23 protein-coding genes are annotated in these 23,183 nt (G+C 72.0%); 10 read left to right on the forward strand and 13 right to left on the reverse strand.

What is annotated here, in order from left to right:
- Positions 1-21 precede the first annotated feature (21 nt).
- From ADL25_RS10845 to ADL25_RS10855, 3 genes are read right to left on the reverse strand one after another with little or no spacing between them, the layout of a single operon-like run.
- Positions 22-2,583 carry an ABC transporter permease gene (locus tag ADL25_RS10845; RefSeq protein WP_059127461.1) on the reverse strand — a complete coding sequence of 854 codons (2,562 nt, stop codon included), beginning with the start codon at positions 2,581-2,583 and terminating at the stop codon, positions 22-24.
- Positions 2,580-3,410, reverse strand: coding sequence for an ABC transporter ATP-binding protein (locus ADL25_RS10850; RefSeq protein WP_234380869.1), 831 nt, complete (start codon positions 3,408-3,410; stop codon positions 2,580-2,582). The genes ADL25_RS10845 and ADL25_RS10850 overlap by 4 nt, the downstream gene beginning before the upstream one ends.
- Complete coding sequence (locus ADL25_RS10855) at positions 3,407-3,694, reverse strand: SHOCT domain-containing protein (RefSeq protein ID WP_059127462.1); 288 nt, start codon at positions 3,692-3,694, stop codon at positions 3,407-3,409. The genes ADL25_RS10850 and ADL25_RS10855 overlap by 4 nt, the downstream gene beginning before the upstream one ends.
- A gap of 130 nt (positions 3,695-3,824) precedes the next feature.
- Here ADL25_RS10855 and ADL25_RS10860 point away from each other — a divergent pair, with 130 nt between their 5' ends.
- Positions 3,825-4,742: a LysR family transcriptional regulator gene (locus ADL25_RS10860; protein WP_159044911.1), complete on the forward strand. Its 918-nt coding sequence runs from the start codon at positions 3,825-3,827 to the stop codon at positions 4,740-4,742.
- A 278-nt stretch (positions 4,743-5,020) separates the two neighbouring features.
- Here ADL25_RS10860 and ADL25_RS10865 read toward each other — a convergent pair whose 3' ends face one another.
- Together ADL25_RS10865 and ADL25_RS10870 are read right to left on the reverse strand one after the other, a co-directional pair.
- The gene (locus tag ADL25_RS10865) at positions 5,021-6,259 is read right to left on the reverse strand and encodes an ROK family protein (protein ID WP_059127464.1); all 1,239 of its coding nucleotides are present in this window, start codon (positions 6,257-6,259) and stop codon (positions 5,021-5,023) included.
- Positions 6,256-6,945 carry an alpha-ketoglutarate-dependent dioxygenase AlkB family protein gene (locus tag ADL25_RS10870; RefSeq protein ID WP_059127465.1) on the reverse strand — a complete coding sequence of 230 codons (690 nt, stop codon included), beginning with the start codon at positions 6,943-6,945 and terminating at the stop codon, positions 6,256-6,258. Before ADL25_RS10870 ends, ADL25_RS10865 begins: the two co-directional genes overlap by 4 nt.
- A 92-nt stretch (positions 6,946-7,037) precedes the next feature.
- Between ADL25_RS10870 and ADL25_RS10875 the strand changes: the two genes are divergently transcribed.
- Positions 7,038-8,180: a methyltransferase gene (locus tag ADL25_RS10875; protein ID WP_181923219.1), complete on the forward strand. Its 1,143-nt coding sequence runs from the start codon at positions 7,038-7,040 to the stop codon at positions 8,178-8,180.
- A gap of 27 nt (positions 8,181-8,207) precedes the next feature.
- Here the strand turns inward: ADL25_RS10875 and ADL25_RS10880 are convergent, their stop codons facing one another.
- Together ADL25_RS10880 and ADL25_RS10885 are read right to left on the reverse strand one after the other, a co-directional pair.
- On the reverse strand, positions 8,208-9,083 hold the full coding sequence (locus tag ADL25_RS10880) for a class II fructose-bisphosphate aldolase (protein WP_059127467.1): 876 nt from the start codon (positions 9,081-9,083) through the stop codon (positions 8,208-8,210).
- Between the two features lie 13 nt (positions 9,084-9,096).
- Positions 9,097-9,987, reverse strand: coding sequence for an SIS domain-containing protein (locus ADL25_RS10885; RefSeq protein ID WP_059127468.1), 891 nt, complete (start codon positions 9,985-9,987; stop codon positions 9,097-9,099).
- A 123-nt stretch (positions 9,988-10,110) separates the two neighbouring features.
- Here ADL25_RS10885 and ADL25_RS10890 point away from each other — a divergent pair, with 123 nt between their 5' ends.
- The 3 genes from ADL25_RS10890 (at position 10,111) to ADL25_RS10900 (ending at position 14,152) form a co-directional block, all read left to right on the forward strand.
- The gene (locus ADL25_RS10890) at positions 10,111-10,890 is read left to right on the forward strand and encodes a DeoR/GlpR family DNA-binding transcription regulator (RefSeq protein WP_059127469.1); all 780 of its coding nucleotides are present in this window, start codon (positions 10,111-10,113) and stop codon (positions 10,888-10,890) included.
- Between the two features lie 140 nt (positions 10,891-11,030).
- Entirely contained in the window at positions 11,031-12,866 is a 1,836-nt protein-coding gene (locus ADL25_RS10895) for a glycoside hydrolase family 15 protein (protein WP_059127470.1), read from the forward strand.
- 98 nt (positions 12,867-12,964) lie between these two features.
- Positions 12,965-14,152, forward strand: a complete 1,188-nt coding sequence (locus tag ADL25_RS10900; protein WP_059127471.1) for an MFS transporter — start codon at positions 12,965-12,967, stop codon at positions 14,150-14,152.
- A gap of 32 nt (positions 14,153-14,184) precedes the next feature.
- Here ADL25_RS10900 and ADL25_RS50400 read toward each other — a convergent pair whose 3' ends face one another.
- Positions 14,185-15,096, reverse strand: a complete 912-nt coding sequence (locus ADL25_RS50400) for a hypothetical protein (protein ID WP_234380870.1) — start codon at positions 15,094-15,096, stop codon at positions 14,185-14,187.
- Positions 15,097-15,106: 10 nt separating this feature from the next.
- Here ADL25_RS50400 and ADL25_RS50405 point away from each other — a divergent pair, with 10 nt between their 5' ends.
- Together ADL25_RS50405 and ADL25_RS10910 are read left to right on the forward strand one after the other, a co-directional pair.
- On the forward strand, positions 15,107-15,487 hold the full coding sequence (locus ADL25_RS50405; protein WP_234380871.1) for a cytochrome P450: 381 nt from the start codon (positions 15,107-15,109) through the stop codon (positions 15,485-15,487).
- 57 nt (positions 15,488-15,544) lie between these two features.
- Positions 15,545-16,285, forward strand: a complete 741-nt coding sequence (locus ADL25_RS10910; protein WP_059127472.1) for a maleylpyruvate isomerase family mycothiol-dependent enzyme — start codon at positions 15,545-15,547, stop codon at positions 16,283-16,285.
- Between the two features lie 45 nt (positions 16,286-16,330).
- Here the strand turns inward: ADL25_RS10910 and ADL25_RS10915 are convergent, their stop codons facing one another.
- Positions 16,331-16,723, reverse strand: a complete 393-nt coding sequence (locus ADL25_RS10915; RefSeq protein ID WP_059127473.1) for a MarR family winged helix-turn-helix transcriptional regulator — start codon at positions 16,721-16,723, stop codon at positions 16,331-16,333.
- An 85-nt stretch (positions 16,724-16,808) separates the two neighbouring features.
- Here ADL25_RS10915 and ADL25_RS10920 point away from each other — a divergent pair, with 85 nt between their 5' ends.
- Positions 16,809-18,290: an MFS transporter gene (locus ADL25_RS10920; RefSeq protein WP_059127474.1), complete on the forward strand. Its 1,482-nt coding sequence runs from the start codon at positions 16,809-16,811 to the stop codon at positions 18,288-18,290.
- Between the two features lie 70 nt (positions 18,291-18,360).
- The gene (locus tag ADL25_RS10925) at positions 18,361-18,672 is read left to right on the forward strand and encodes a DUF6332 family protein (protein WP_059127475.1); all 312 of its coding nucleotides are present in this window, start codon (positions 18,361-18,363) and stop codon (positions 18,670-18,672) included.
- Here the strand turns inward: ADL25_RS10925 and ADL25_RS10930 are convergent.
- The 3 genes from ADL25_RS10930 to ADL25_RS10940 form a co-directional block, all read right to left on the reverse strand.
- A complete protein-coding gene (locus ADL25_RS10930; protein WP_059127476.1) occupies positions 18,633-19,298 on the reverse strand; it encodes a response regulator transcription factor in 666 nt (221 codons plus the stop codon). The genes ADL25_RS10925 and ADL25_RS10930 overlap by 40 nt on opposite strands.
- Positions 19,295-20,524: a sensor histidine kinase gene (locus ADL25_RS10935; protein WP_059127597.1), complete on the reverse strand. Its 1,230-nt coding sequence runs from the start codon at positions 20,522-20,524 to the stop codon at positions 19,295-19,297. The genes ADL25_RS10930 and ADL25_RS10935 overlap by 4 nt, the downstream gene beginning before the upstream one ends.
- Positions 20,525-20,633: 109 nt before the next feature.
- Positions 20,634-21,284: a TetR/AcrR family transcriptional regulator gene (locus ADL25_RS10940; protein ID WP_059127477.1), complete on the reverse strand. Its 651-nt coding sequence runs from the start codon at positions 21,282-21,284 to the stop codon at positions 20,634-20,636.
- A gap of 158 nt (positions 21,285-21,442) precedes the next feature.
- Here ADL25_RS10940 and ADL25_RS10945 point away from each other — a divergent pair, with 158 nt between their 5' ends.
- Positions 21,443-22,480 carry a medium chain dehydrogenase/reductase family protein gene (locus ADL25_RS10945; protein WP_059127478.1) on the forward strand — a complete coding sequence of 346 codons (1,038 nt, stop codon included), beginning with the start codon at positions 21,443-21,445 and terminating at the stop codon, positions 22,478-22,480.
- On the opposite strand, the gene ADL25_RS10950 is transcribed toward ADL25_RS10945, so the two are convergent.
- Positions 22,481-23,173: a TetR/AcrR family transcriptional regulator gene (locus ADL25_RS10950; protein ID WP_059127479.1), complete on the reverse strand. Its 693-nt coding sequence runs from the start codon at positions 23,171-23,173 to the stop codon at positions 22,481-22,483. It lies immediately after the preceding gene.
- Positions 23,174-23,183: the final 10 nt, after the last annotated feature.

A 23,183-nucleotide genomic window follows, 5' to 3' on the forward strand; every position in this document is an offset into this window, starting at 1 on the left:
CCGGGCGCGGGCTCGCGCGGATCACTCCGCGGCGATGGCGCGCAGGACGTCCAGGCGTGCGGCTCGCCGGGCCGGGCGCAGGCCCGCGAGCGCACCGGCCGCGAGACCCACCAGCGCCACCACCGCGAGCCGCACGGGAGGCAGCGCGAAAGCGAACGCGGTGTCGGACGCGCCGCCGGAGGCCTCCACCAGGACCCAGCCGAGGAAGGCACCGAGGACCAGCCCGCCGGTCGTACCGAAGGCGGCCACGAGGACCGACTCCCAACGGACCGTCGCCCGCAGTTGGGACCGTGTCTGCCCCACGGCCCTGAGCAACCCGAGCTCGCGGGTGCGCTCGTGGATCGCCAGCGTCAGGGTGTTGGCGATGCCGAGCAGGGCGATGAGCACCGCCAGTGCCAGGAGCGCGTAGACGAGGCTCAGCATCATGTCGATACCGCCCGCCGACGACTGCGCGTACTCGTCCCGGGTCTGCACCGACGGGTTGCCGAACCGCTCCGCCACCCGCTGCACCGCCGCCTTCCCGTCGGCCGGGTCCACACCGGGCCTGAAGGCGACGGCGACGAGCGTGTCGGAGTCCTGGGTGCGGTGCGGGGCCCAGGCGGCACGGGTGATGACGTAGTCGCCCGCGAGTTCCGACCGGCCGTAGACCGCACGGACCGTGAAGGGCTGCGTGGTCCCGTCGGTGAAGGTGAGCCTGGCCGTGCCGCCGACCGCCAGATGCTGCCGGCCGGCCTCCTCCTCGGTGATCGCGATGCCGTCGCTGCCGAGGTGGTCCAGGGAGCCGCGTACGGTGCCGAGGTCGAAGACCCGTCCCAGTGCGCCGGGATCGGTCACGGTCAGGGCCCGGCCGCCGCCGTCCACCTTCGCCACCCCGCGGCCCAGGCCTACGGCGTCCGCGACGGCGGGCTGCCGTGCGATCGCGGGGGCCAGTTTCGGGCTCAGCCCGCTGCCGCCCGCGCCGAACGAGGGGTTGCTGACGGCGACGTCACCGGCGAACGAGCGCGACACGGTCCGGTCCATCGTGGCCTTCAGGGACGCACCGAACACGGTGAACAGCGACACCACGGCGACACCGATCATCAGGGCGCTCGCGGTCGCCGCGGTCCGCTTGGGACTGCGCAGGGCGTTGCGGCGGGCGAGGCCGCCGGTGACACCGCGCAGCCGGTCGACCGGGACACCGAGCGCACGCACCGCGACCCGCGACGCGGCCGGGCCGAGCACCACGAACGCGACGAGGGCGAGGACGGCACCGAGACCGGCCGACCACAGAGAGGGACTCACCAGTACTCCGACGAGGGTGCTCGCGAGGGCCGCCGCCGCGCACGCGCCACCGACGACCGTGCGCGTGCGGCTGCCCGCGGACCGGTCGACGGCGCTCTCCCGCAGCGCGGCGAGCGGTGCGGTGCGTCCGGCCCGTACGGCGGGCAGCAGGGCGGAGCCGAGGCAGACCAGGATGCCGACCGCGAGCGGCAGCAGCAGGGACAGGGCCCCGACCACCAGACCGCCCTCGGGGAAGGGGAATCCGATGGCCGGGAAGAGGGCCTGGAGCCCGGCCGCGATACCGAGGCCGCCCAGCAGCCCGGCGGCCGACGCCACGACGGCGACGGCACCGGCCTCGACGAGCGTGGCGACGGCCACCTGTCGGCGCGAGGCGCCGAGCGCACGCAACAGGGCGTTGTCCCGCGTGCGCTGGGCGACGACGATCGCGAACGTGTTGTGGATGGAGAAGGTCGCCACGAGCAGCGCGACCCCGGAGAACACCAGGAGGAAAGTGGTGAACAGGGTGAGGAACTGGCTGGAGATCATCTCCGTGTTCTCCCGCGCCGACTCCTGACCGGTGATGGCCTCGACCCCCTTGGGCAGCACGGAGGTCAGCTCGGAGACGAGCCGTGCCTGGCTCACCCCGGGACCGGCCCGCACCTGGATGCTCGCGGCCTGACCGGGCTCGGCGGTGAGGTACTTCTCGGCGTCGGCACGGGTCATGCCGGTGAAGGTCACCTGCGCCATGCCGTCCTGGCCGCCGAAGGTCGCGAGCCCGACCACGGTCACCTCGACGGGGTCGGGTGTGCGCAGGGTCGTCGTGTCCCCGATCCTCAGACCGCCCTTTTCGGCGGCGCCCCGGTTGACGACGACCTCACCGCTCCTCGCCGGGGCCCTGCCCTCCGCGATCCGGTAAGGGTTGAGCCGGGAGTCGGTGATCCAGTTGCCCGCGAGGGTGGGCGGGCCCTGGCCGCCGACGGGCTTGCCGTCGGCGCCCACGAGCTGGCCCCGGCCCTCGATCCGGGGCACCGCGGCGGCGACCCCGGGGACCTTCTCGATCGTGGGGACGAGCGAGGTGTCCACGGGCTGCCGGACGCCCTGGCTCTCGCCGGGCGTGGTGATGGTGTCGGCGCTGCGCACGACGGCGTCGGTGCCGGCGGTCGCATCGCCGAACATGCTGCTGAAGCTCGCCCGCAGTGTGTCGCCCATGACGAGCGTGCCCGCCAGGAAGGCCACGCCGAGGAACACCGCGAGGAAGGTACCGGCGAAGCGCCTCTTGTGCGCGCGCAGCGAGGACACGCTCAGGCGCAGGGAGGCGTTCACGACTTCACCTCGAACGCCTTCAATCGGTCGAGGACCTTCTCGGGCGTCGGCGCATCCATACGGTCCACCAGGCGTCCGTCGGCGAGGAAGACGACCTCGTCGGCGTGGGCGGCGGCGACGGGATCATGGGTGACCATGACGACCGTGCGCTCGGTCTCGCGCACGGCGCGGCCGAGCAGCCCGAGCACCTCCTCGCCGGAGCGGGAGTCGAGGTTGCCGGTGGGTTCGTCGGCGAAGACCACATCGGGCCGCCCCGCGAACGCCCGTGCCACGGCGACGCGTTGCTGCTGGCCACCGGAGAGTTCGGCCGGACGGTGGTGCAACCGGTCGCGCAGTCCGACGACATCGACGAGGGCGTCGATCCACTCCCGGTCGCCCCTGCCGCCGGCCAGGTCGAGGGGGAGTGTGATGTTCTCCGCGACGGTGAGCGTCGGCACCAGGTTGAAGGCCTGGAAGACGAAGCCGATCCGGTCACGGCGCAGGAGCGTCAGCCGGCGGTCGTCCAGGCTGCTCAGATCGGTGTCACCGATGAGGGCGGAACCGGAGGTGAGGGTGTCGAGTCCGGCGGCGCAGTGCATCAGCGTCGACTTGCCGGATCCCGAGGGCCCCATGATGGCGGTGAAGCGGCCCGCCGGAAAGGCGACGCTCACCCCGTCCAGGGCCCGGACCGCGGTGTCGCCGCTCCCGTACACCTTGACGGCGTCGACGACCTGCGCGGCCGTCCGTGCGGCGGTGGCCGTGGGAGCGGTCCGATGCGATCCCCGCGAGGCGTTTCCCTCCGCGGGGATCTCGTCCGGGACAGTGGTGGGCGTCGGGCCGGAACTCATGCGGCACCGCCCTTGCCCGTGCGGCCGAACTGGTCGTCGAGGACGGAGAGGCGGCGCCAGTACTCGTCCTCGTCGATCTCTCCGGAGGCGAAGCGCCGGCCGAGCACCGCGATCGGCGAGTCGCCCGCCGGACGGCCGTCCACGGCGCGCCAGGGTGCGCCACGCCCGCGCCATGCGGTGCGGCGCAGGACCGTCACGACGCCGATCACGACGGCCGCCCAGATCAGCGGGAAGAACAGGATCCAGGGGCCGGGGCCGCCGTCCCAGTGGGCCAGGGTCTGCATCTCGGGTCATCTCCTCGGTGTATTGCTGCGGGATGCCTCGAGACTGGCGCCGGACGGGGGTCCGGGTCGTCGTACGGCCAGCGGCACTGTGTGTACCCCCGCGGGAGTACGTGTGCGGGCGGCCGCATTCATGTCTTGGTTGTTCGACCCGCGGCATCTGGTGACCCTTGCGGCTGTCGTGCGGCACCGCTCGTTCGCCGCTGCCGCAGAGGAGCTGGGCTACACCCAGTCCGCGGTCTCGCAGCAGGTCGCGGAACTGGAACGGCGGGTCGGTGCGCGAGTCGTGGTCCGGCGGCCCGTCAGTGCGACCGAGGCCGGGCAGGTCCTCCTCGACACCGAGGCCGCGATCAGCGTGTCGATGAGTCGCGCCGCCACCGAGCTCGCGGCGCTCGCGGACGGAACCGGCGGCGAGGTGCGGCTCGGCGCGTTCATCTCGGCGGCAGCCTCCATCGTCCCTCCCGCGCTCGCACGCCTGCGTTCGACCCATCCGGCAGTTCACATCACACTCCGTGAACTTGAGCAGCGCGAAACGCATGCGCTGCTGTTCCGGGGAGAGATCGACCTGGCCATCACCTTCGACTACGAACACGCTCCCGGACCGGTGCCCACCGGGCTCACACAAGAGCACCTCATGGACGATCCGATCATGGTCGTCCTTCCCGTCGGTCATCCTCTGGCCGGGACCGACGGTGTCACCCCGGCCGACCTGCCGTCGGACGCATGGATCAACACCGCGGTCGACGCCCGCGACTTGGCAGCGTCACCTCTCGACGGCGACCGGGGAAGCGGACATCGTCTGGACTTCCACGGCATGGACTTCCGCACTGCGCTCAATCTCGTCGCGGCGGGTCTCGGCGTCGCGCTGCTGCCGCGATTGTTGCTGTTGGACGCCCCGCCGAGCGTCGTGGCTCTGCCCATGCGGCAACCCACACTCGTCCGTCGTCTCTACACCTGCCGGCTCGATACGAGAGGCGTCACCGCATCGATCAGGCGGCTGGAGATGTACCTGCGGGAGGCAGCGACGGAACTGTCAGCTACTCGGCCGTGAACGACCGAGCTTGTTGACTCGGTTCGATACGGCTTTGTTTATGCTCCCGACTGCCCCTACGGCAGGGCGGTCACGGGTCACATCTGCCGGTCCCCGCTCAGGCGGGGGCCGGGTCGGGCATGTTGACGAATACCCACGCCGTGGCCCCTCGCGGCGACGTGGTCGGCCCCTGCCGGTTGCCGGCGACACGAACGGCTCATGGGATGGCGTGCCCCGAGCACTTCTCCCGGCGCCCCCGGCACTCGCAACCGCCTGCCGCATCGCTGCGGTACGCCGGATCAGGCGAGCGCCGCCAGCGGATCGTCGAGCACCGGCTGCCAGGCCAGTTCCGCCGCGCCCACCAGGCTGTTGTGGTCCAGGGTGCAGGGGAGGATGGGGACGCCTCCGCTGCGGCCCCACAGACTGCGGTCCGCGACGACGGCCCGCAGCCGCTCGGGGTCGGTGTCCACCAGGGTGCGGTGCAGTCCGCCGAGGATGATGCGGTCCGGATTGAGGATGTTGACCAGTCCGGACAGGCCGAGACCCAGCCGGTCGATCAGCGCCTCCACGGCGGTACGGACGGCCGGGTCGTCCGGGTATCGGGTGCGGATGAGCTCGTTGGCCTGCTCAAGCTGCGACACCTCGGGCCCGGCGTCGTGGCCTGCCTCCTCGAGGAAGGCCAGCGGGTCCGCCTCCACGTCGAGGCAGCCGCGGCTGCCGCAGTGGCAGGAGCGTCCCTCGGGGTTGACGGTCAGATGTCCCACTTCGAGCGCGAGTCCCGAACTGCCCGTGTGCAGCCGCCCGTCGAGTACCAGCGCACCACCCACGCCCCGGTGCCCGGTGGCCACGCACAACAGGTCACGGGAACCGCGACCGGCCCCGTGGCGGTGCTCGGCGAGCGCGGCGAGGTTGACGTCGTTGGCGGCGAAGGCGGGCCCGGCGATGCCCGCGGCGCGCACGCACTCGGCGAAGATCTCCCGCACGGGGGCGCCCGGAGGCCATGCGAGATGGAGCGGGTTGAGGGCGAGGCCTTCGGGTTCGGCGACCGCCGACGGCACTGCGAGTCCCGCGCCCACGCAGCGCCGTCCGGTCCGGCGCAGCAGCTCGTTGCCCGCCTCCACCACCGAACCGAGCACCTTCGCCGGGTCGGCGTCGACGGTCTCGCAACCGGGCGCGGTCGCGACGATACGGCCGCCGAGCCCGACCAGCGCGGCCCGGAAGCCGTCCGCGTGCACCTGGGCGGCGAGTGCGACGGGACCGTCCTCGGCGACCTCCAGCCGGTGCGAGGGACGGCCTTGCGCGCCGGCCGCGGCACCCGGATGCGCGTCGACCCGGATCAGGCCGAGCGCCTCCAGCTCGGCGGCCACCGCTCCCGCGGTCGCCCGGGTGACGCCCAGTTCGGCGGTGAGCACGGCACGGGTCGGGGCACGCCCGGTGTGCACCAGCTCCAGCGCGGGACCGAGCGCCCCGCGCCCACGGTCCAGCCGCGTCCGGGTGTTCCCTTCCCCTGTCGTCCGGGGGGCCGCCTTGCCAGTCATGGGGGCGAGTCTCCCATGATCCGCTCCGGATCCGTCCGGAGCCCGCTGACCCGCAGGGTGATGTTGAGCCGCCCCGTCAGTCCCAGTCCGGACGGCGCGGTCCCCGGACGCACCCGCGGCACCCCGTGGTAGGCGAATCGCGCCGGGCCGCCGAAGACGAAGAGGTCCCCGCTGCGCAGTTCCACGTCCGTGTACGGGCGTGCACGTGTCTCGGTGTTGCCGAAGCGGAAGACGCAGGAGTCGCCGAGGCTCAGTGACACGACGGGGGCACCGGACTTCTCGTCGCTGTCGCGGTGCATGCCCATATGGGCGTCCGCGTCATAGAAGTTGATCAGCGCGATGTCGTACGGCCCGCGGGGTACGGCGGCCGTGCCCAGTGCCGTCCCGACCGCCTCGCTGCCGAGTGCGGCCAGCCACTCGGGCAGCGGTTTCACGGGAGCGCCGTCGCCGTCGACGACCGTGCGGGCGTATCCGTAGGGATACCAGTGCAGGCCGAGGCAGACCTGCCGTGAGGTCATCGTGCCGCCCCCGGGGGTGTGCACGGCTCGCAGTCCGGCGGGCGGCCGGGCCCACTCGCGGCAGGCCTCCAGAAGCCGCAGCTGACGGCCCTCGTCCAGCCAGTCCGGCACATGGACCGCGCCGGTGACGACTTCGGTGCGGCTGCGCGGGAAGAGCTCGGCGTCCATGGACTCATCATCACGCAGCGCGCGACCCGCAAGACCGCCCGTCACTGCCGGGAACAGGGCCGGACCTGCCGCTCGGCTAGCCTGGACGCACGATGAACGACCGTATGACCACGCCCTGGGGCACCTGCACGCTGGCCCGCTTCCCCGAGGATCCCCGCGACCGGCTGCGTGCCTGGGACGCGTCCGACGCATATCTGCTGCGGCACCTCGCGGCGGACGGCACCCGACTGGACGGCACGGTCGTGGTCCTCGGCGACCGGTGGGGTGCACTCACCACGGCCCTCGCGGCGCACCGGCCGACCCTGATCACCGACTCCTTCCTGGCCCGCGAGGCGACCCGGGCGAACCTCGCGCGCAACGGCGTCGAGGTGGAGACGGCAAGGCTCCTGACCACCCGGGACGGTCCGCCGGACCGCATCGACGTGCTCCTCGTACGGGTGCCGAAAAGCCTTGCCCTGCTGGAGGACCAGTTGCACCGGCTGGCACCCGCCGTGCACGAGGGGACGGTCGTCGTCGGCACGGGGATGGTGAAGGAGATCCACACCTCGACGCTGAAGCTGTTCGAGCGCGTTCTCGGCCCGACCCGCACCTCGCTCGCCGAGCAGAAGGCCCGGCTCGTCTTCTGCACCCCCGACCCGGCGCTCGTACGAGGCGCCAGCCCCTGGCCCTACCGCTACGAACTCCCCGACGGCACCGGTGCGTTGTCCGGACGGACCGTCACCAACCACGCGGGCGTCTTCTGCGCCGACCACCTCGACATCGGTACCCGGTTCTTCCTCGGTCATCTGCCGCAGGGCGGGGGTGCCCGCCGGATCGTCGACCTGGGCTGCGGCAACGGCGTGGTCGGGCTGGCCGCCGCCCTGGCCGAACCCGAGGCGGAGGTGGTGTTCGTCGACGAGTCCTACCAGGCGGTGGCCTCGGCGGAGGCGACCTACCGTGACAACGCCGGGGGGAAGGCGGAGTTCCTGGTGGGCGACGGCATGTCCGGGCTGCCGGACGCGAGCGTCGACCTCGTGCTCAGCAACCCGCCGTTCCACTCCCACCAGGCCACCACGGACGCCGTCGCCCGGCGGATGTTCTCGGGCGCACGGCGTGCCCTGCGGCCCGGTGGCGAGCTGTGGGTGGTCGGCAACCGTCACCTGGGTTACCACGTGACGCTGCGCCGCATCTTCGGCAACAGCGAACTGGTCGCGAGCAACGCCAAGTTCGTCGTCCTGAAGGCCGTCCGGAAGTAGCCGGAGCGGCATGCCCCACCGCGGCATCTACCGGGGTGCCTCCTCGGGTGTGCCGCCCATGAGAACGGTGACGAGGCGGGCCACGCTGCGGACCATGGCCTCCCGGCCCACGGCGAGATACGCGCGCGAGTCGACCGCCTCGGGGTGTGCCACGAGGAACTCCCGGATCGCACCGGTCATGGCGACGTTCAGGGCCGTGCCGATGTTGACCTTCGTGACGCCGCCGGTGACGGCCGCGATCAGTTCGCCGTCGGGCAGTCCGGAGGAGCCGTGCAGTACGAGCGGCACGTCGAGCGCGGCACTGAGCCGCTTGAGCAGGGCGTGGTCGAGCGCGGCGGTGCGCGTGGTCATCGCATGGCTGCTGCCGACGGCGACGGCAAGCGCGTCGACCCCGGCGTCGGCCACGAAGGCGGCGGCCTGACCGGGGTTGGTCCGGGCGCCGGGTGCGTGCGGGTCGGGCGGCGGCTCGCCGTTCTTGCCGCCGACCTCACCCAACTCCGCCTCGACCCAAAGCCCTTGGGCATGGGCCCAGTCGGTGGCGGCGCGTGTGGCGGCGAGGTTCTCCTCGTACGGCAGCCGGGCCGCGTCGTACATCACGGAGCTGAACCCGGCACCGGGTGCCTGCCGCAGCAGGTCGTCGTCGCGGACGTGGTCGAGATGCAGGGCGACGGGCACGGCTGCGCGCTCGGCGGCCGCGCCGGCCGCGCGGGCGATCGGGAGCAGACGTCCGTGGCGGAACCTGACGGCGTTCTCGCTGACCTGGAGCACGACCGGCGCGTGGACCACCTCCGCGCCCGCTATCACGGCCTCGACGTGCTCGAGCGTGATCACGTTGAACGCGGCGACGGCCCGGTGCTCCGCGGCCGCGTCGGTGATCAGCTCACCGGTGGTGGCAAGGGGCACGACTCCTCTCCTCTCAGTCGGTGGTGGGAGGGAGGACCACCGAGCGGGTCAGGTGCCGTGGCCGGTCGGGGTCGAGCCCCCGGGCGGCGGCGACGGCGACGGCGAGACGCTGGACGCGGACGAGTTCGGCGAGCGGGTCGAGTCCGCCGGCCACCCACCGCGCCCCGGTCTGCGCGACCTGCAGGGCGAGCCCCTCGGGCGGCTCGCCGAGCATCCAGGTGGCCGTGCCGCGGGTGGTGACGCTGATGGGGCCGTGGCGGTACTCCATCGCCGGATACGCCTCCGTCCAGGCCAGAGCCGCCTCGCGCATCTTCAGCCCGGCCTCGTTCGCCAGCCCGACGGTCCACCCGCGGCCGAGGAAGGTGAACTGGGTGCAGTCGACGAGCCCTTCGGGCAGTGGTGTGCCGAGCGCCGTGCGGGCGTCGGCGACCACGGCATCGGTGTGCCTGCCGAGGTGGGCGCGGATCAGGGTGAGGGCGGTGGTGGCGAACCGGGTCTGGGCGACGGAACGCTCGTCGGCGTAGTCGAGGACGATCACGTCGCCGGCAAGGTCCGTCACCGGTGTGCGCGGGGCGGCCGTGATCGCGGTCGTCCGGGCCCTTCCGCGGAGCCGGTCGAGGAGGTCGAGTACCTCGGTGGTGGTGCCGGACCGGGTGAGGGCGACGACCCGGTCGTACGGGCGGCCGTGGGGGAACTCGGAGGCCGCGAACGCGTCGGTCTCCCCCTGCCCGGACGTCTCGCGCAGCACGGCGGCGGACTGCGCCATGAAGAAGGAGGTCCCGCATCCCACGATCGCGACCCGCTCCCCCTCGGTCGGAAGCGCGTCCTTGTATGTGTCCGCGCCTGCGGCGGCGCGGGCCCAGCACTCGGGCTGGCCGGCCAGCTCCTCTTCGACATGTCTCATGGCGATCCCCTCCCGCCGTGCGTTTTCTTGCAAGTTAGCGGCTATTTTCGAGCACAATCAAGCATCAGGTCGGGATCGGGGTGCGTTAGGGTCGTCGGGACGTCTGGGAAACGGAGAGTGCGGATGTCGCGCGACGCCCGCTGGAAGGCACTGCTCGAACTGCTCGTCGAGCGGGGCCGGCTGGATGTCGAGGAGGCGGCGGCCGACCTCGAGGTGTCCGCCGCGACCATCCGCCGGGACTTCGACCTGCTCGCGGAGCAGCAGATGCTGGTGCGCACCCGGGGCGGAGCCGTGCCGCACGGTGTCTCCTACGAGCTGCCGTTGCGCTACAAGACGGCCCGGCACGCCTCCGAGAAGCAGCGCGTCGCCGAGGCGGTGGCCGAGCTGATCGCACCCGGGGAGGCCGTGGGCCTCACCGGCGGTACGACCACGACGGAGGTGGCACGTGCCCTGGCGGTGCGCGGAGACCTGGCGTCGGGCTCGCCCGCGCTGACCGTCGTCACCAACGCGCTCAACATCGCCAACGAGCTGGCCGTGCGCCCCCAGTTCAAGATCGTGGTGACGGGCGGTGTGGCGCGCGCGCAGTCGTACGAGCTCGTCGGCCCGCTCGCGGACGCCGTGCTCGGCCGGATCACCCTCGACGTCGCCGTACTGGGCGTGGTGGCCTTCGACGCCGTTCACGGCGCGGCGGCCAACGACGAGGCGGAGGCGGCGATCAACCGGTTGCTCTGCGAGCGCGCCGAGCGCGTCGTCGTGGCGGCGGACTCCAGCAAGCTGGGCCGGCGCGCGTTCGCCCGCATCTGCGGGGTGGAGTCGGTGGACACTCTGGTCACGGACGCCGCGGCGGGGAGCGATGCGGTACGGGCGTTCGAGGAGGCGGGCGTACGGGTGATCACGGCCTGAGACACGGCCACCCGCCCGCTCGCGGACGAACCGGCCCCGGCCCGCGAGGCTCCGCGCTTCCGCTCCCCGTGCCCCCGCTGACCAGGGCGCCTAAGCTGTTACCTGCGGTGGGGCGGTACCTGGTGCTCAGGGAGGCTTCGATGGCCGAGACACCGTGCGACCGGTTCGCACCCGGAGAGGCGCGGTATTTGCCGATCGCCGACCACGGCCTCATCGGCGATCTGCGCACGGTCGCCCTGGTGGGGACCAACGGCACCATCGACTGGTACTGCTGCCCGGCCTTCGACCGCCCGAGCGTCTTCGCGTCGATCCTGGACGCGGAGCGGGGCGGCTCCTTCGAGCTGACGGCCACCGTGCCGGCCCGGACCAAGCAGTTCTACTTCCCCGACACCAACGTCCTCATCACCAGGTTCTTCACCGAGGACGGCGTCGGCGAGGTGCAGGACTTCATGCCCGTCGGCACGGGGTGCGTCGAGGCCGACCGGCACCGGCTGATCCGGCGGGTGCTGTGCGTGCGCGGCTCCCTCCCGTTCCGGGCGCGGATCGCCCCGCGGTTCGGCTACGGCGCCCAGCCGCACACCCTCCGCCTCCTCGGTGACGTGGCCGTCTTCGAATCCGCCGACCTGTCCCTGGCCCTGACCGCCACCATGCCGCTCGAAGGCGACGACTCCGATGTCTGGGCCGACTTCAAACTCAGCGAGGGCGAGTCGGCGGTCTTCTCGCTGGACCAGGTCGGCGATTCCCTCCCGCCGCGCATGTGCGCACGCGCGGAGGCGGAGAGGCAGTTCGCCACCACGGTGGCGTACTGGCGGCACTGGTTGGCCGCGTCGCGCTACCGCGGCCGGTGGCGGGAGATGGTGCACCGCTCCGCCCTCACGCTGAAGCTGCTCACCTACGCCCCGACCGGCGCGATCGTGGCCGCGCCCACGACGAGCCTGCCCGAGCAGCTCGGCGGCGAGCGCAACTGGGACTACCGGTACGTCTGGGTGCGCGATGCGGCCTTCTGCGTGTACGCCCTGCTGCGCCTGGGTTTCACGGGCGAGGCCGAGGCGTTCATGCGGTTCGTGACCCGGCACATCATCCCGGGCGACGGCGGGCCGTCGGGCCCCCTGCAGATCATGTACGGCATCGACGGGCGCACCGACCTGCCCGAGTACGAACTCGACCGTCTGGAGGGCCACCAGGGCTCCGCGCCGGTGCGAATCGGAAACGCCGCCGCCGACCAGCTCCAGCTCGACATCTACGGCGCCCTCATCGACTCCATCTATCTCTACGACAAGTGGGCGCAGCCCATCTCCAGCGACCAGTGGGACGACGTCTGCGACCTGGTGGACTGGGTCTGCAAGCACTGGGACCAGCCCGACGAGGGTGTCTGGGAGACAAGGGGCGGCCGCAAGAACTTCCTCTACTCCCGGCTGATGTGCTGGGTGGCCATCGAACGTGCCATCCGGCTCGCCAACCGCCGGGGGCTGCCCGCCGATCTGCCCCGCTGGCGTCAGTGCCGGGACACGATCTACCGGCGGATCATGCAACGGGGCTGGTCCGAGACGCGGCAGGCCTTCGTCCAGCACGAGGACGGCGACGTGCTCGACGCCGCCGTGCTGATGATGCCGCTGGCCAAGTTCATCGCGCCCACCGACCCCAAGTGGCTGTCCACCCTCGACGCGCTCACCCAGGACCTGGTGTCCGACTCCCTGGTCTACCGCTACGACCCGCAGGCGAGCCCGGACGGTCTGCGGGGCGACGAGGGAACATTCTCCATCTGCTCGTTCTGGTACGTGGAGGCCCTGGTCCGGGCCGGCCGCCTGGACGAGGCGCGGCTCGCCTTCGAGAAGATGCTCACCTACGCGAACCACCTCGGGCTGTACGCCGAGGAGATCAGTCACACCGGTGAGCAGGAGGGCAACTTCCCGCAGGCGTTCACCCACTTCGCGCTGATCAGCGCGGCGTTCAACCTGGACCGGGCGCTCGGCTGACCGGCCGTGCGCCACCGGCGGCTCCCTTGCCCCGGCCCGGTGGAGCCCTCTAGGCTGATTTTGTGCCGCTAATAAACAAAACCCGCTCGCACAGCGTCGTGCCGGGCAACGACCTGACCCGGCTCCGGATCGCCGTCACCGTCTTCTTCGCGCTGGACGGCTTCATCTTCGCCGGCTGGGTGGTCCGCATCCCCGCCATCAAGCAGCAGACGGGTGCCTCGGCAGGCACACTCGGTCTCGCCCTGCTCGGGGTCTCCGCCGGCGCGGTCGTGACGATGACGCTCATCGGGCGGCTCTGCCGGCGCTACGGCAGCCACCCGGTGACCGTGGTCTGCGCGGTCCTGCTGTCGCTGAGCGTGGCCCTGCCCCCGCTCACGCACTCGGCGCTCGCCCTGGGGCTGGTACTGCTGGTCTTCGGGGCGGCGTACGGGGCGATCAACGTCGCGTTCAACAGCGCCGCCGTCGACCTGGTCGCCGCGCTCCGGCGGCCGGTCATGCCGAGCTTCCACGCGGCCTTCAGTCTGGGCGGCATGGTGGGCGCCGGTCTCGGCGGACTGGTCGCGGGATCCCTGTCCCCCACCCGGCACCTCCTGGGGCTCACCGTGATCGGCCTGCTCGTGACGGCGGCCGCCGGGCCCACACTCCTGCGCCACGAGCCCTTGGTGCCGCCGGACCGCGTGCGGAGCGCGGAACACCCCGCGCGCCGTCTCGACACCAGGACCCGCGGCCTGGTGACGGTCTTCGGCCTGATCGCCCTGTGCACCGCGTACGGCGAGGGCGCACTCGCGGACTGGGGCGCCTTGCACCTGGAGCAGGACCTCCATGCGCACCCGGGTGTGGCCGCGGCCGGCTATTCGTCCTTCGCCCTCGCCATGACCGTCGGCCGTCTCGGCGGCACATCGCTGCTGGAACGGCTCGGCCCGGTCCGCACCGTGGTCGCGGGCGGCGCCACGGCCGCCGCGGGCATGCTGCTCGGCTCACTCGCCCCGTCCGTTTGGGCGACGCTCCTCGGTTTCGCGGTGACGGGACTGGGCCTCGCCAACCTCTTCCCCGTCGCCGTCGAGCGCGCCGGCAGCCTCGCCGGCCCGACGGGGGTCGCGGTGGCCTCGACGCTCGGCTACGGGGGCATGCTCCTCGGCCCGCCCGCGATCGGGTTCATGGCCGACTGGTACTCCCTGTCCGCAGCGCTCACCAGTGTCGCCGTGCTGGCCGCCGTCGCCTCCACGATCGGATATGTGACGCGCCACGCGACCGCCGTCCGTGAAACCGTGGTGAAACCGGGCTGAAGGCGGCCAACGGCACGCTGTGCGGCATGACTTCACACCACGCCCCCGCCCCGGCCACCGGAACCTGCCCGGTCCACCTGACTCCCGAACTCGTCGAGGACCCCGTGGGCGCCTACGCGGAGTTCCGCGCCCAGGAGCGGCTCCCTCAGGTGGTGCTCCCGGGTCTGCAGACCCCGGTCCGGCTCGTCACGCGCCATACCGACGTCAAGGCCGCACTGACCGAGCCCCGGCTGATCCGGGACCGCTCCAAGGTCCCCGGCGGGGCCGGCGGCGCCGACCCGCAGGCGGAACTGCTGGAGGCGGCCTTCGCCGGCTTCCCCGCCGATTACGCCAAGTACGTCTCCGGGCATCTGGCCCTGTTCGACGGCGAAGAGCACGCCCGACTGCGCGTCCCGCTCACCCGGGCGTTCACCGCCCGCCGGATCGCGGCGCTGCGCCCGTTCGTGGAACGGGTGGCCGAGGACCTGCTGTCCGCCCTCGCGCGCAAGGACGAGGCGGACCTGCTGGGCGAGTTCGCCTACCCCCTGACCACCGTCGTCATCTGCGAGCTCGTCGGCATCGACGCCACCGACCGGGACCGCGTGTGCGCCTGGATCCACGACTTCGCGTACGGCGACGGCAGCCGGACGGTGGACGGGCTGGTCGGCATCGTCGACTACGTCAGGGAACTGATCGCCCGGCGCCGGGCCGAGCCCACCGACGACCTGATCTCCGCACTGATCGAGCAGGGCCGCAACGGCGGTGAGCCGCTCACCGAGGACGAACTGATCTCGGTGGTCTTCCTGCTCATCAGCACCGGCATCACACCCCCCGCCCTCTTCCTGGCCCATGCGGTCCTCGCCCTCTTCGACCGCCCGGACCAACTGGCCCGGCTCCGCCGTGAGCCAGGCCTGCTGGACCGCGCGGTGCCCCGAACTCCTGCGCCACGTCAGCCTCGTACGCATCGGCGCGTCCATGTACGCCACCGAGGACTTCGAGTTCGCCGGAACCCCGCTGAAGAAGGGCGAGACGGTGACCGTCGCCCTGCTCGCCGCCGACCACGATCCACGGGAGTACGGCGAAGGACCGGAACGTCTCGACATCGCACGGGAGTTCGGCCGGGGCGACGGCCATCTGGCGTTCGGTCACGGCCCCCACTACTGCCTGGGCGCGGCCCTCGGGCGTCTCGTCACCTCCGTCGTCCTCGACCGGGGGCTCGTCCGGCGGCCGGAGACCGCCCTCGCGGTGGACCGCGGGGAGATCGAGTTCGGGCACTGGCCGGGTGACGGCTTCCATCTGCTGCGTCTTCCCGTCCGGTTGTGCGCCGACGCTCCCGGGCAGTCGCCGGACGCGTGACACGGGCCCACCGGTGCCGCTCTCCCCTCGGCGCACCGCGTCCGGCACACTCACCCCATGGAGACTGCCGAGTTCGTACAGATCCTGGACCGTGAGGGCGGGTTGCTGGCCGCGGCGGCGGAGCGGGCCGGCGTCGACGCCGAGGTGCCGACCTGTCCGGGCTGGCAGGTGCGGGATCTGCTGCAGCACACGGGCATGGTGCACCGCTGGGCCGCGTCCTTCGTCACCGAGGGGCACACCTCACCCCACCCGGACGGCGGCCTGCCCGATCTCGACGGTTCCGCACTGGCGGCCTGGTTCCGGGACGGCCACCGCCGGCTCGTGGACACCCTCTCCTTCGCCGCGCCCGATGTGCGGTGCTGGCACTTCCTGCCGGCGCCCTCGCCACTCGCGTTCTGGGCACGGCGGCAGGCCCACGAGACGACGGTGCACCGGATCGACGCGGAGGCGGCACGCGGCGGCACGCCCACAGCCGTCACCCCCGCTCTCGCCATCGACGGCATCGACGAGCTGCTGCGCGGCTTCCACGCCCGTCGTCGCAGCAGGGTCCGCAGCGAGGAGCCGCGTGTCCTGCGCGTGCGGGCCACGGATGCCGACGACACCGTGTGGACCGTGCGGTTGTCGACCGAGCCGCCCGTGACCGTGCGGGCCGACGCCGGCCGGGCGGACTGCGAAGTGACCGGGCCGGCCGAGGCGTTGTACCTGTCGCTCTGGAACCGGCTGCCGTTTCCGGCCGTGACCGGCGACGCCTCGATCGCTGCGCTGTGGCGCGAGAAGTCCGCCGTCACCTGGAGTTGAGCCGGCACACCCGCCGGAGGCGTCCCGCCCGGCGCTGCCAGGCCCTCAGTCCGTGAGCATCCTCGCCAGCACCGCACGCTGCACCGGAAGCACCTCGCCATGCAGCGTGCGCCCCTTCGCGGTGAGCGCCACGCGCACGCCCCGCCGGTCCTCGGGGCACAGGGCCCGCTCGAGCAGACCGTCCTTCTCCAAACGCGCGATCAGCCGCGACAGCGCGCTCTGGCTCAGATGGACCCGCTCGGAGATCTCCTGGACGCGGTAGGAGCAGGAGCCGTCTCCCGCCGCCTCGGACAGGACGTCGAGGACTTCGAAGTCACTGGCACACAGACCGTGCGCGTGCAGGGTGCGATCAAGTTCGCACTGGGTGCGCGCATGCAGGGTCAGGATGTCGCGCCACCGATCCACGAGCGTCTGCTCGGTCTTGTCCACGGCCGCCATGCCCGCACGCTAGCAAGGATCCAAGATTGTTGCATCCGAATTAAATGCGCTTGCATTGCATGCATGTGCATGTAGCCTCTGGTCCATGACCTCTCCGCTCACCACCTCTTCGTCCGAGGGACGCTGGACTCCCCGGTTGTGGGGCACCCTGCTGGTGCTCTGCGCAGCGATGTTCCTGGACGCACTGGACGTGTCCATGGTCGGCGTCGCCCTGCCGTCCATCGGTTCCGATCTCCATCTGACGACATCGACGCTGCAATGGGTCGTCAGCGGCTACATCCTGGGATACGGCGGTCTCCTCCTGCTCGGCGGACGGACCGCGGACCTGCTCGGCCGGCGTCAGGTCTTCCTGATCGCGCTCGGCGTCTTCGCGGTCGCCTCGCTGCTCGGCGGGCTTGTGGACTCCGGTCCGCTGCTGATCGCCAGCCGCTTCGTCAAGGGCCTCAGCGCCGCCTTCACCGCGCCCGCCGGCCTCTCCATCATCACCACCACGTTCCCCGAGGGCCCGCTGCGCAACCGCGCACTGTCGATCTACACCACCTGCGCGGCCACCGGCTTCTCGATGGGGCTCGTGCTGTCCGGGCTGCTCACCGAGGCCAGTTGGCGGCTGACCATGCTGCTGCCCGCGCCGATCGCACTGATCGCGCTGGTCGCCGGTCTGAAGCTGCTGCCGCGCAGCGAGCGCGAGAAGGACCACAACGGATACGACATCCCCGGCGCCGTCGTCGGCACCGCGTCGATGCTGCTGCTCGTGTTCACCGTGGTGGAGGCGCCACAGGCCGGCTGGGCGTCGGCCCGCACGCTGACGTCCTTCCTCGCCGTCGCCGTGCTGCTCACCGTCTTCGTCCTCGTCGAGCGGCGTTCGGCCGGCCCGCTGATCCGGCTCGGCGTGCTCCGCTCCGGCAACCAGATCCGCGCCCAGCTCGGGGCCATGGCGTTCTTCGGGTCCTATGTCGGCTTCCAGTTCCTGGTCACGATCTACATGCAGTCGCTGCTCGGCTGGTCCGCGCTGCACACGGCGCTCGCCTTCCTGCCCGCGGGCGCACTGGTCGCCGTCTCCTCCACCAAGGTGGGTGCGATCGTGGACCGCCTCGGCACCCCGCGGCTCATCGCGACGGGCTTCGCCCTCATGGTCATCGGCTACGCACTGTTCCTGCGCGTCAGCCTTCATCCCGGATACGCGGCGGCCATCCTGCCGAGCATGCTGCTGATCGGCGCGGCCTGCGCACTCGTCTTCCCTTCGCTCAACATCCAGGCAACGAACGGGGTCGACGACCACGAACAGGGCATGGTCTCCGGCCTGCTCAACACCTCCGTCCAGGTGGGCGGCGCGCTCTTCCTCGCCGTGGTGACGGCGGTGGTGACCGCCCACACCCCGGAGCACGCCTCTCCCCAGGCCGTCCTCGACAGTTACCGGCCCGGTCTGATCGTCGTCACCGGCATCGCCCTGGCAGGGCTGCTGATCACCCTCCCGGGACTGCGCACACGCCGGACCGGACGGTCCGTCGTGGTCGCCAGGTCCCTTCCGGTGGAGGCGGACGCGGAGACCGTCGCGGTCCGCGACTAGGGGGACGCCTCCCGGTGTGCGCCCGGCCGGGGTCTTCCCCCGCCGGGCGCACGGCTGTTTGAATCGGTCCATGGAGAACCACGGGGGCGGTTCGTTCACAGGCCGGACACGGCGTACTCAGGCCGATCGGGACGCGATCACCGTCGAGATCGGGTACGCCCTGTGCAGCGCTGCGTTCGCGGCGGCGCTGGTGTGCGCGGCCGTGGTGGGACCGGTTTTCGCCTTCGGTCTGTCGGGCGGTCCGCGACGTGCGCTCATCCTCGCCGGCACGATTCTGGCCTGCCTGGTCTTCGCGGCGCGCGTGGTGGCCGTGCTGATCCGATTCCGCCCCGGCGCTACGACTCAGCCGAGCCAGCCCGGCCGCACCAGCCCCGACTCATAGGCGAGGACCACCAGTTGGGCCCGGTCGCGGGCCCCCAGCTTGACCATGGTCCGGCTGACGTGCGTCTTCGCCGTGAGCGGGCTGACGACCAGGCGGCGGGCGATCTCCTCGTTGGACAGGCCGATGCCCACCAGCGCCATGACCTCACGCTCCCGCTCGGTGAGCGGCGCGAGCGAAGCGGCGGCGGCCGGCTCCTTGGAGCGGGCCGCGAACTCGGCGATGAGCCGCCGGGTCACACCCGGGGAGAGCAGGGCGTCACCCTCGACCACCGCCCGTACCGCACGCAGCAGTTCGTCCGGCTCGGTGTCCTTGACGAGGAAGCCGGAAGCACCGGAGCGGATCGCCTCGAAGACGTACTCGTCGAGTTCGAAGGTGGTGAGCATGACCACCTTCACCCCTTCCAGGTCCGGATCCCCGGTGATGCGGCGGGCCGCCGCGAGCCCGTCGAGCACGGGCATGCGGATGTCCATCAGCACCACGTCCGGCCGCGTCTCCCGCACCCCGCGCAGCGCCTCCTCGCCGTCGGCGGCCTCCCCGGTCACCTCGATGTCCGGCTGCGCGTCGAGCAGCGCCTTGAAACCGGCCCTGACGAGCGACTGGTCGTCGGCGAGCAGTACCCGGATCACACGTCCTCCTTGTGCTCGACGGACTTCTGGGCCACCGCCTCCAGCGGCAGCCGGGCGAGGACCCGGAAGCCGCCGTCGTCACGCGGACCCGCCTCGATCGTGCCGCCGAGGGCGGTGGCCCGCTCCCTCATCCCGGCGAGGCCGTTGCCACTGCCGCCCTCGTCGGTACCGCTCGGCGGACCGTCGTCGTCGACACGGAGGCGCAGTACGCCCGCCAACCCCTCCACGTGCACGCGCGCATGCCGGGAACCCGAGTGCCGTACGACGTTGGTCAGGGCCTCCTGGACGATACGGAACGCGGCGAGATCGGTACCCGGAGCCAGTCGCGGCACCGCGCCCTCGACCGTGACCGCCAGACCGGCGTGCGCGGCCTGTTCGACGAGTTCCGGCAGCCGGTCGAGGCCGGGCGCCGGCGTGCGCGGCGCGTCACCGGGTGTGCGGAGGGTGTCGAGCACCTGGCGCACCTCCCCGAGCGCCTCCTTGCTGGCGGCCTTGATCGTGGTGAGCGCCGAGCGCGCCTGCTCGGGGTCGGAGTCGAGCAGCGCAAGACCGACACCCGCCTGGACGTTGATCACGGAAATGCTGTGGGCGAGGACGTCATGGAGTTCGCGGGCGATGCGCAGCCGCTCCTCGTCGGCACGCCGGCGGGCGGCCAGCGCGCGTTCGGCCCGCTCGCGCGCCCATTGCTCGCGGCGGACCCGCATGAGCTCCGCCAGGGCCACGATCGCCACCACCCAGGTGGCGATCACCAACTCCTGCCCCCAGGAAGGAGGCGAGTCGTCCGGTGGCGGCAACCACCGGTACAACCAGTGCGACACGAGCACGTGCCCGGCCCAGAACACCCCGACGGCCGTCCACGCGGCCTTGCGGCGACCGGCGACGAGAGCGCTGAAGCACCCGACGGCGACGGTGAGGAACACGGGACCGTACGGATACCCGGCGCCCAGGTAGACCACTGCGGCGGCCGCCGTCATGAACGCCACGGGCACGGGACGGCTCCTGCGCCACAGCAGCACTCCACAGGCCACCAGCAGAAGCACATAGGCGAAGGGGCCGAGGCCGACCCGCTCGCCCTTCTGGTTCAGGGCCGCGAAGTGCGTGCCGAACAGCACGACAAGGGTCAACAGCACGGTGGAGCGCCAGGGAAGACGGGACCCCTCGGACTCGTGGTTCCACCACGGCGGTACGGGCCACCGCCGGGGAACGTCTGCGCGCTGCTCCTGCATGAAGCTCACGCTAGACGTCCCCGGCCGGGTACGACGTCGGCCGGGCGAGGTGATCACGCGTACTCCCGGGGAAGTACGCCGCAGCCGCACCCGCTGCCCGGGCAGCCCCTCAGTCCCCGGCCGTCAGCCTCTCGACCTCGGCGGCGAACAACAGATCGGGGTCGAAGCCCATCCCGGTGAAGTGGCCGGCGAGCTCCAGCGACAGGACCCCGTGCAGGCGGCTCCAGAAAACCAGCGCCCTGTGCAGGACGGCGGGAGGGTACGCGTGGTCTCCCGCCCACTGCCCGTGGTCCGCGAGATGCGCGTCGAAGCTGTCGGGGGCCGCGGACCCGGTGCCGGCCGCCGCGCACACCTCGAGCAGCGCCGACATGATCTCCCGGGCGATGAGGGTGACGTCTTCGGGCGCGTGGTAGCCGGGGACGGGCGTGCCGTAGACGAGGAAGTACCGCTGGCGGTCCTCCAGCGCCCAGCCGCGCAGCGCCCGGGCCAGCCCCGGCAGACCGCCGCCCGATCCGGCTGCGGCACGGAACGTGTCCGCGAGGCTGCGGTAGGCGTCGCGGATCAGTTCGGTGATCAGTTCGTCCCGCCCGCCGAAGTACCGGTACAGCGCCGGGCCGCTCATGCCCAGTTCCTTGGCGATCGCGTTCAGGGACAGCCCCGACGCCCCAGCCGTGGCGATCTGCTGCCAGGCCCGCTCCTTGATCTCCGCGCGCACCTGGCTGCGATACCGCTCGCGAGGGCTTGCCGCACCTGCCGCCATCGTCCCGGGCTCCTCTCTGTATGTCCGTTTCAAGCTATCACCGCCGAGATAGGGCGTAACAGACTTGCGGGCAAGGACTTGACACTCACACGACTGCCAGTCATGTTTGTTATAGCTTCTAACGCAAGCAAGAAGTTAACCGCTCGACGGAGGTCGTCATGGAAGGCAAGGAACTGCTCGAGGTCGTTCTTCCTGGGAAGGTCGAACCGGAGGGCTTTCAGTTCCGGCGCGGCGCCGTGCCCACGGCCGGCGCGGGTCAGGTCGTGGTCCGCATGGAGGCCACGGGGGTCTCCTTCGCCGAGCAGCAGATGCGCCGCGGCCGGTACTACGACCAGCCGCCGTTCCCGTTCGTGCCCGGCTACGACCTGGTCGGCACGGTTGTGGAGGCCGGCCCGGGCGTCGCATCCGCACTCCTCGGCAAGCGGGTGGCGGCACTGGTCAAGGTCGGGGGCTGGGCCAGCCATGTCCTCCTGGACGCGGCCGACGTGGTGGCGGTGCCCGCCGGCGTCGGCGCGGCCGAAGCGGAGACCCTGGTGGTCAACGGCGTCACCGCATGGCAGATGCTCCACCGCAAGGCCCGCGTCCGTGAGGGCGGGACGATCCTGGTGCACGGCGCCAACGGCGGCGTCGGCACGGTCCTCGTGCAGCTCGCACGGGCGGCGGACCTCAAGGTGATCGGCACGGCGTCCGTGCGCCACCACGACTCATTGCGGGAACTCGGGGTCACCCCCGTCGACTACCGGTCGCAGGACGTGCCCGCCCGGGTCCGCGAACTCGCTCCCGGCGGTGTGGACGCCTTCTTCGACCACCTCGGGGGCCGAAGTGTGCTCGACTCCTGGCGACTGCTCGCCCCCGGCGGAACCCTGGTCTCGTACGGCAGCGCCTCGACGAGGGACGACACGGGCTCCAAGCAGTGGCCCGTCCTGAGGATCCTCGACCGGGTGTGGTGGTGGAACGCGCTGCCCAACGGCCGCCACGCGTACTTCTTCAACGTCTGGGCCGGCCGCGCACTGAGCAAGGACCGCTTCCGGGCCCGGCTGCACTCCGACCTCACCTCCGTGTTCGGCGCCTTCCGCCGCGGCGAGGTGACCGCACGGATCGCCGCCCGGCTGCCCCTCACCGACGCCGCCGAGGCCATGCGGCTGGCCGAGTCGGGCACGGTCGCGGGCAAGGTGGTCCTGGTTCCCGAGGACTAGCTAGGGGAAGACCAGACCCACACCGTGGGCGAGCCGGGCCGCGGCATGACGGAAGAACGCCTCGCGCTCCACCACCACGTTGTTGAACTGCCCGAACAGCTCGAACCCGACCAGCCCGTACAGCTGCGCCCAGGCGGCCACCAAGGCCGTCACCACCTCCGGCGGGAGGTCGGGGGCCAGGTCGACTGCCATCCGCCGGGCCTCGGGCTCCAGTTCGGCGGGCAGCCGGTCGCGGGCCACACCATGGCGCCCGTAGGCGTCGCGGACGATGCCGATCAGCAGGAGCCCCACCCGGGAGGCCGGCGGGATGGTCGCCTCGGGTGCGGAGTAGCCGGGCACCGGCGAGCCGTAGATCAGGGCGTACTCGTGCGGGTGCGCGAGCGCCCAGCCGCGCACCGCCTCGCACACCCCGACCCACCGCCGCGCGGGGCCGATGTCTTCCGCCCCGGCGTCCGCGGCCTCGGCAGTCTCGCCGAGGGAGTTGTAGGCGTCGATGATCAGCGCGGTGAGCAGATCGTCACGGCTCGGGAAGTAGCGGTAGAGCGCAGAGGAGACCATGCCGAGCTCGCGGGCCACGGCGCGCAGCGAGAGCCGGGCGGCGCCTTCCGCGGCGAGCTGCTTGCGGGCCTCCTCCTTGATGGCGGCGGTGACCTCGATCCGGGCGCGGGCCCGGGCTCCTTGTGGGGTGCTCATGCGGGGAGTC

The sequence above is a fragment of the Streptomyces sp. NRRL F-5122 genome (genome assembly GCF_001507435.1).
In the GTDB taxonomy this organism is placed as follows: Bacteria; Actinomycetota; Actinomycetes; order Streptomycetales; family Streptomycetaceae; genus Streptomyces; species Streptomyces lannensis.

Bases quoted from the DNA above. Each gene is read 5' to 3' on its own strand.
- ADL25_RS10950 (WP_059127479.1), bottom strand. From the start codon at position 23,173: ATGAGCACCCCACAAGGAGCCCGGGCCCGCGCCCGGATCGAGGTCACC.
- ADL25_RS10935 (WP_059127597.1), bottom strand. From the start codon at position 20,524: ATGCAGGAGCAGCGCGCAGACGTTCCCCGGCGGTGGCCCGTACCGCCG.
- ADL25_RS10945 (WP_059127478.1), top strand. From the start codon at position 21,443: ATGGAAGGCAAGGAACTGCTCGAGGTCGTTCTTCCTGGGAAGGTCGAA.
- ADL25_RS50405 (WP_234380871.1), top strand. From the start codon at position 15,107: ATGTACGCCACCGAGGACTTCGAGTTCGCCGGAACCCCGCTGAAGAAG.
- ADL25_RS10895 (WP_059127470.1), top strand. From the start codon at position 11,031: ATGGCCGAGACACCGTGCGACCGGTTCGCACCCGGAGAGGCGCGGTAT.
- ADL25_RS10890 (WP_059127469.1), top strand. From the start codon at position 10,111: ATGTCGCGCGACGCCCGCTGGAAGGCACTGCTCGAACTGCTCGTCGAG.
- ADL25_RS10875 (WP_181923219.1), top strand. From the start codon at position 7,038: ATGAACGACCGTATGACCACGCCCTGGGGCACCTGCACGCTGGCCCGC.
- ADL25_RS10885 (WP_059127468.1), bottom strand. From the start codon at position 9,987: ATGAGACATGTCGAAGAGGAGCTGGCCGGCCAGCCCGAGTGCTGGGCC.
- ADL25_RS10910 (WP_059127472.1), top strand. From the start codon at position 15,545: ATGGAGACTGCCGAGTTCGTACAGATCCTGGACCGTGAGGGCGGGTTG.
- ADL25_RS10860 (WP_159044911.1), top strand. From the start codon at position 3,825: ATGTCTTGGTTGTTCGACCCGCGGCATCTGGTGACCCTTGCGGCTGTC.
- ADL25_RS10870 (WP_059127465.1), bottom strand. From the start codon at position 6,945: ATGGACGCCGAGCTCTTCCCGCGCAGCCGCACCGAAGTCGTCACCGGC.
- ADL25_RS10915 (WP_059127473.1), bottom strand. From the start codon at position 16,723: ATGGCGGCCGTGGACAAGACCGAGCAGACGCTCGTGGATCGGTGGCGC.
- ADL25_RS10865 (WP_059127464.1), bottom strand. From the start codon at position 6,259: ATGACTGGCAAGGCGGCCCCCCGGACGACAGGGGAAGGGAACACCCGG.
- ADL25_RS10855 (WP_059127462.1), bottom strand. From the start codon at position 3,694: ATGCAGACCCTGGCCCACTGGGACGGCGGCCCCGGCCCCTGGATCCTG.
- ADL25_RS10925 (WP_059127475.1), top strand. From the start codon at position 18,361: ATGGAGAACCACGGGGGCGGTTCGTTCACAGGCCGGACACGGCGTACT.
- ADL25_RS50400 (WP_234380870.1), bottom strand. From the start codon at position 15,096: ATGCGTACGAGGCTGACGTGGCGCAGGAGTTCGGGGCACCGCGCGGTC.
- ADL25_RS10850 (WP_234380869.1), bottom strand. From the start codon at position 3,410: ATGAGTTCCGGCCCGACGCCCACCACTGTCCCGGACGAGATCCCCGCG.
- ADL25_RS10940 (WP_059127477.1), bottom strand. From the start codon at position 21,284: ATGGCGGCAGGTGCGGCAAGCCCTCGCGAGCGGTATCGCAGCCAGGTG.
- ADL25_RS10920 (WP_059127474.1), top strand. From the start codon at position 16,809: ATGACCTCTCCGCTCACCACCTCTTCGTCCGAGGGACGCTGGACTCCC.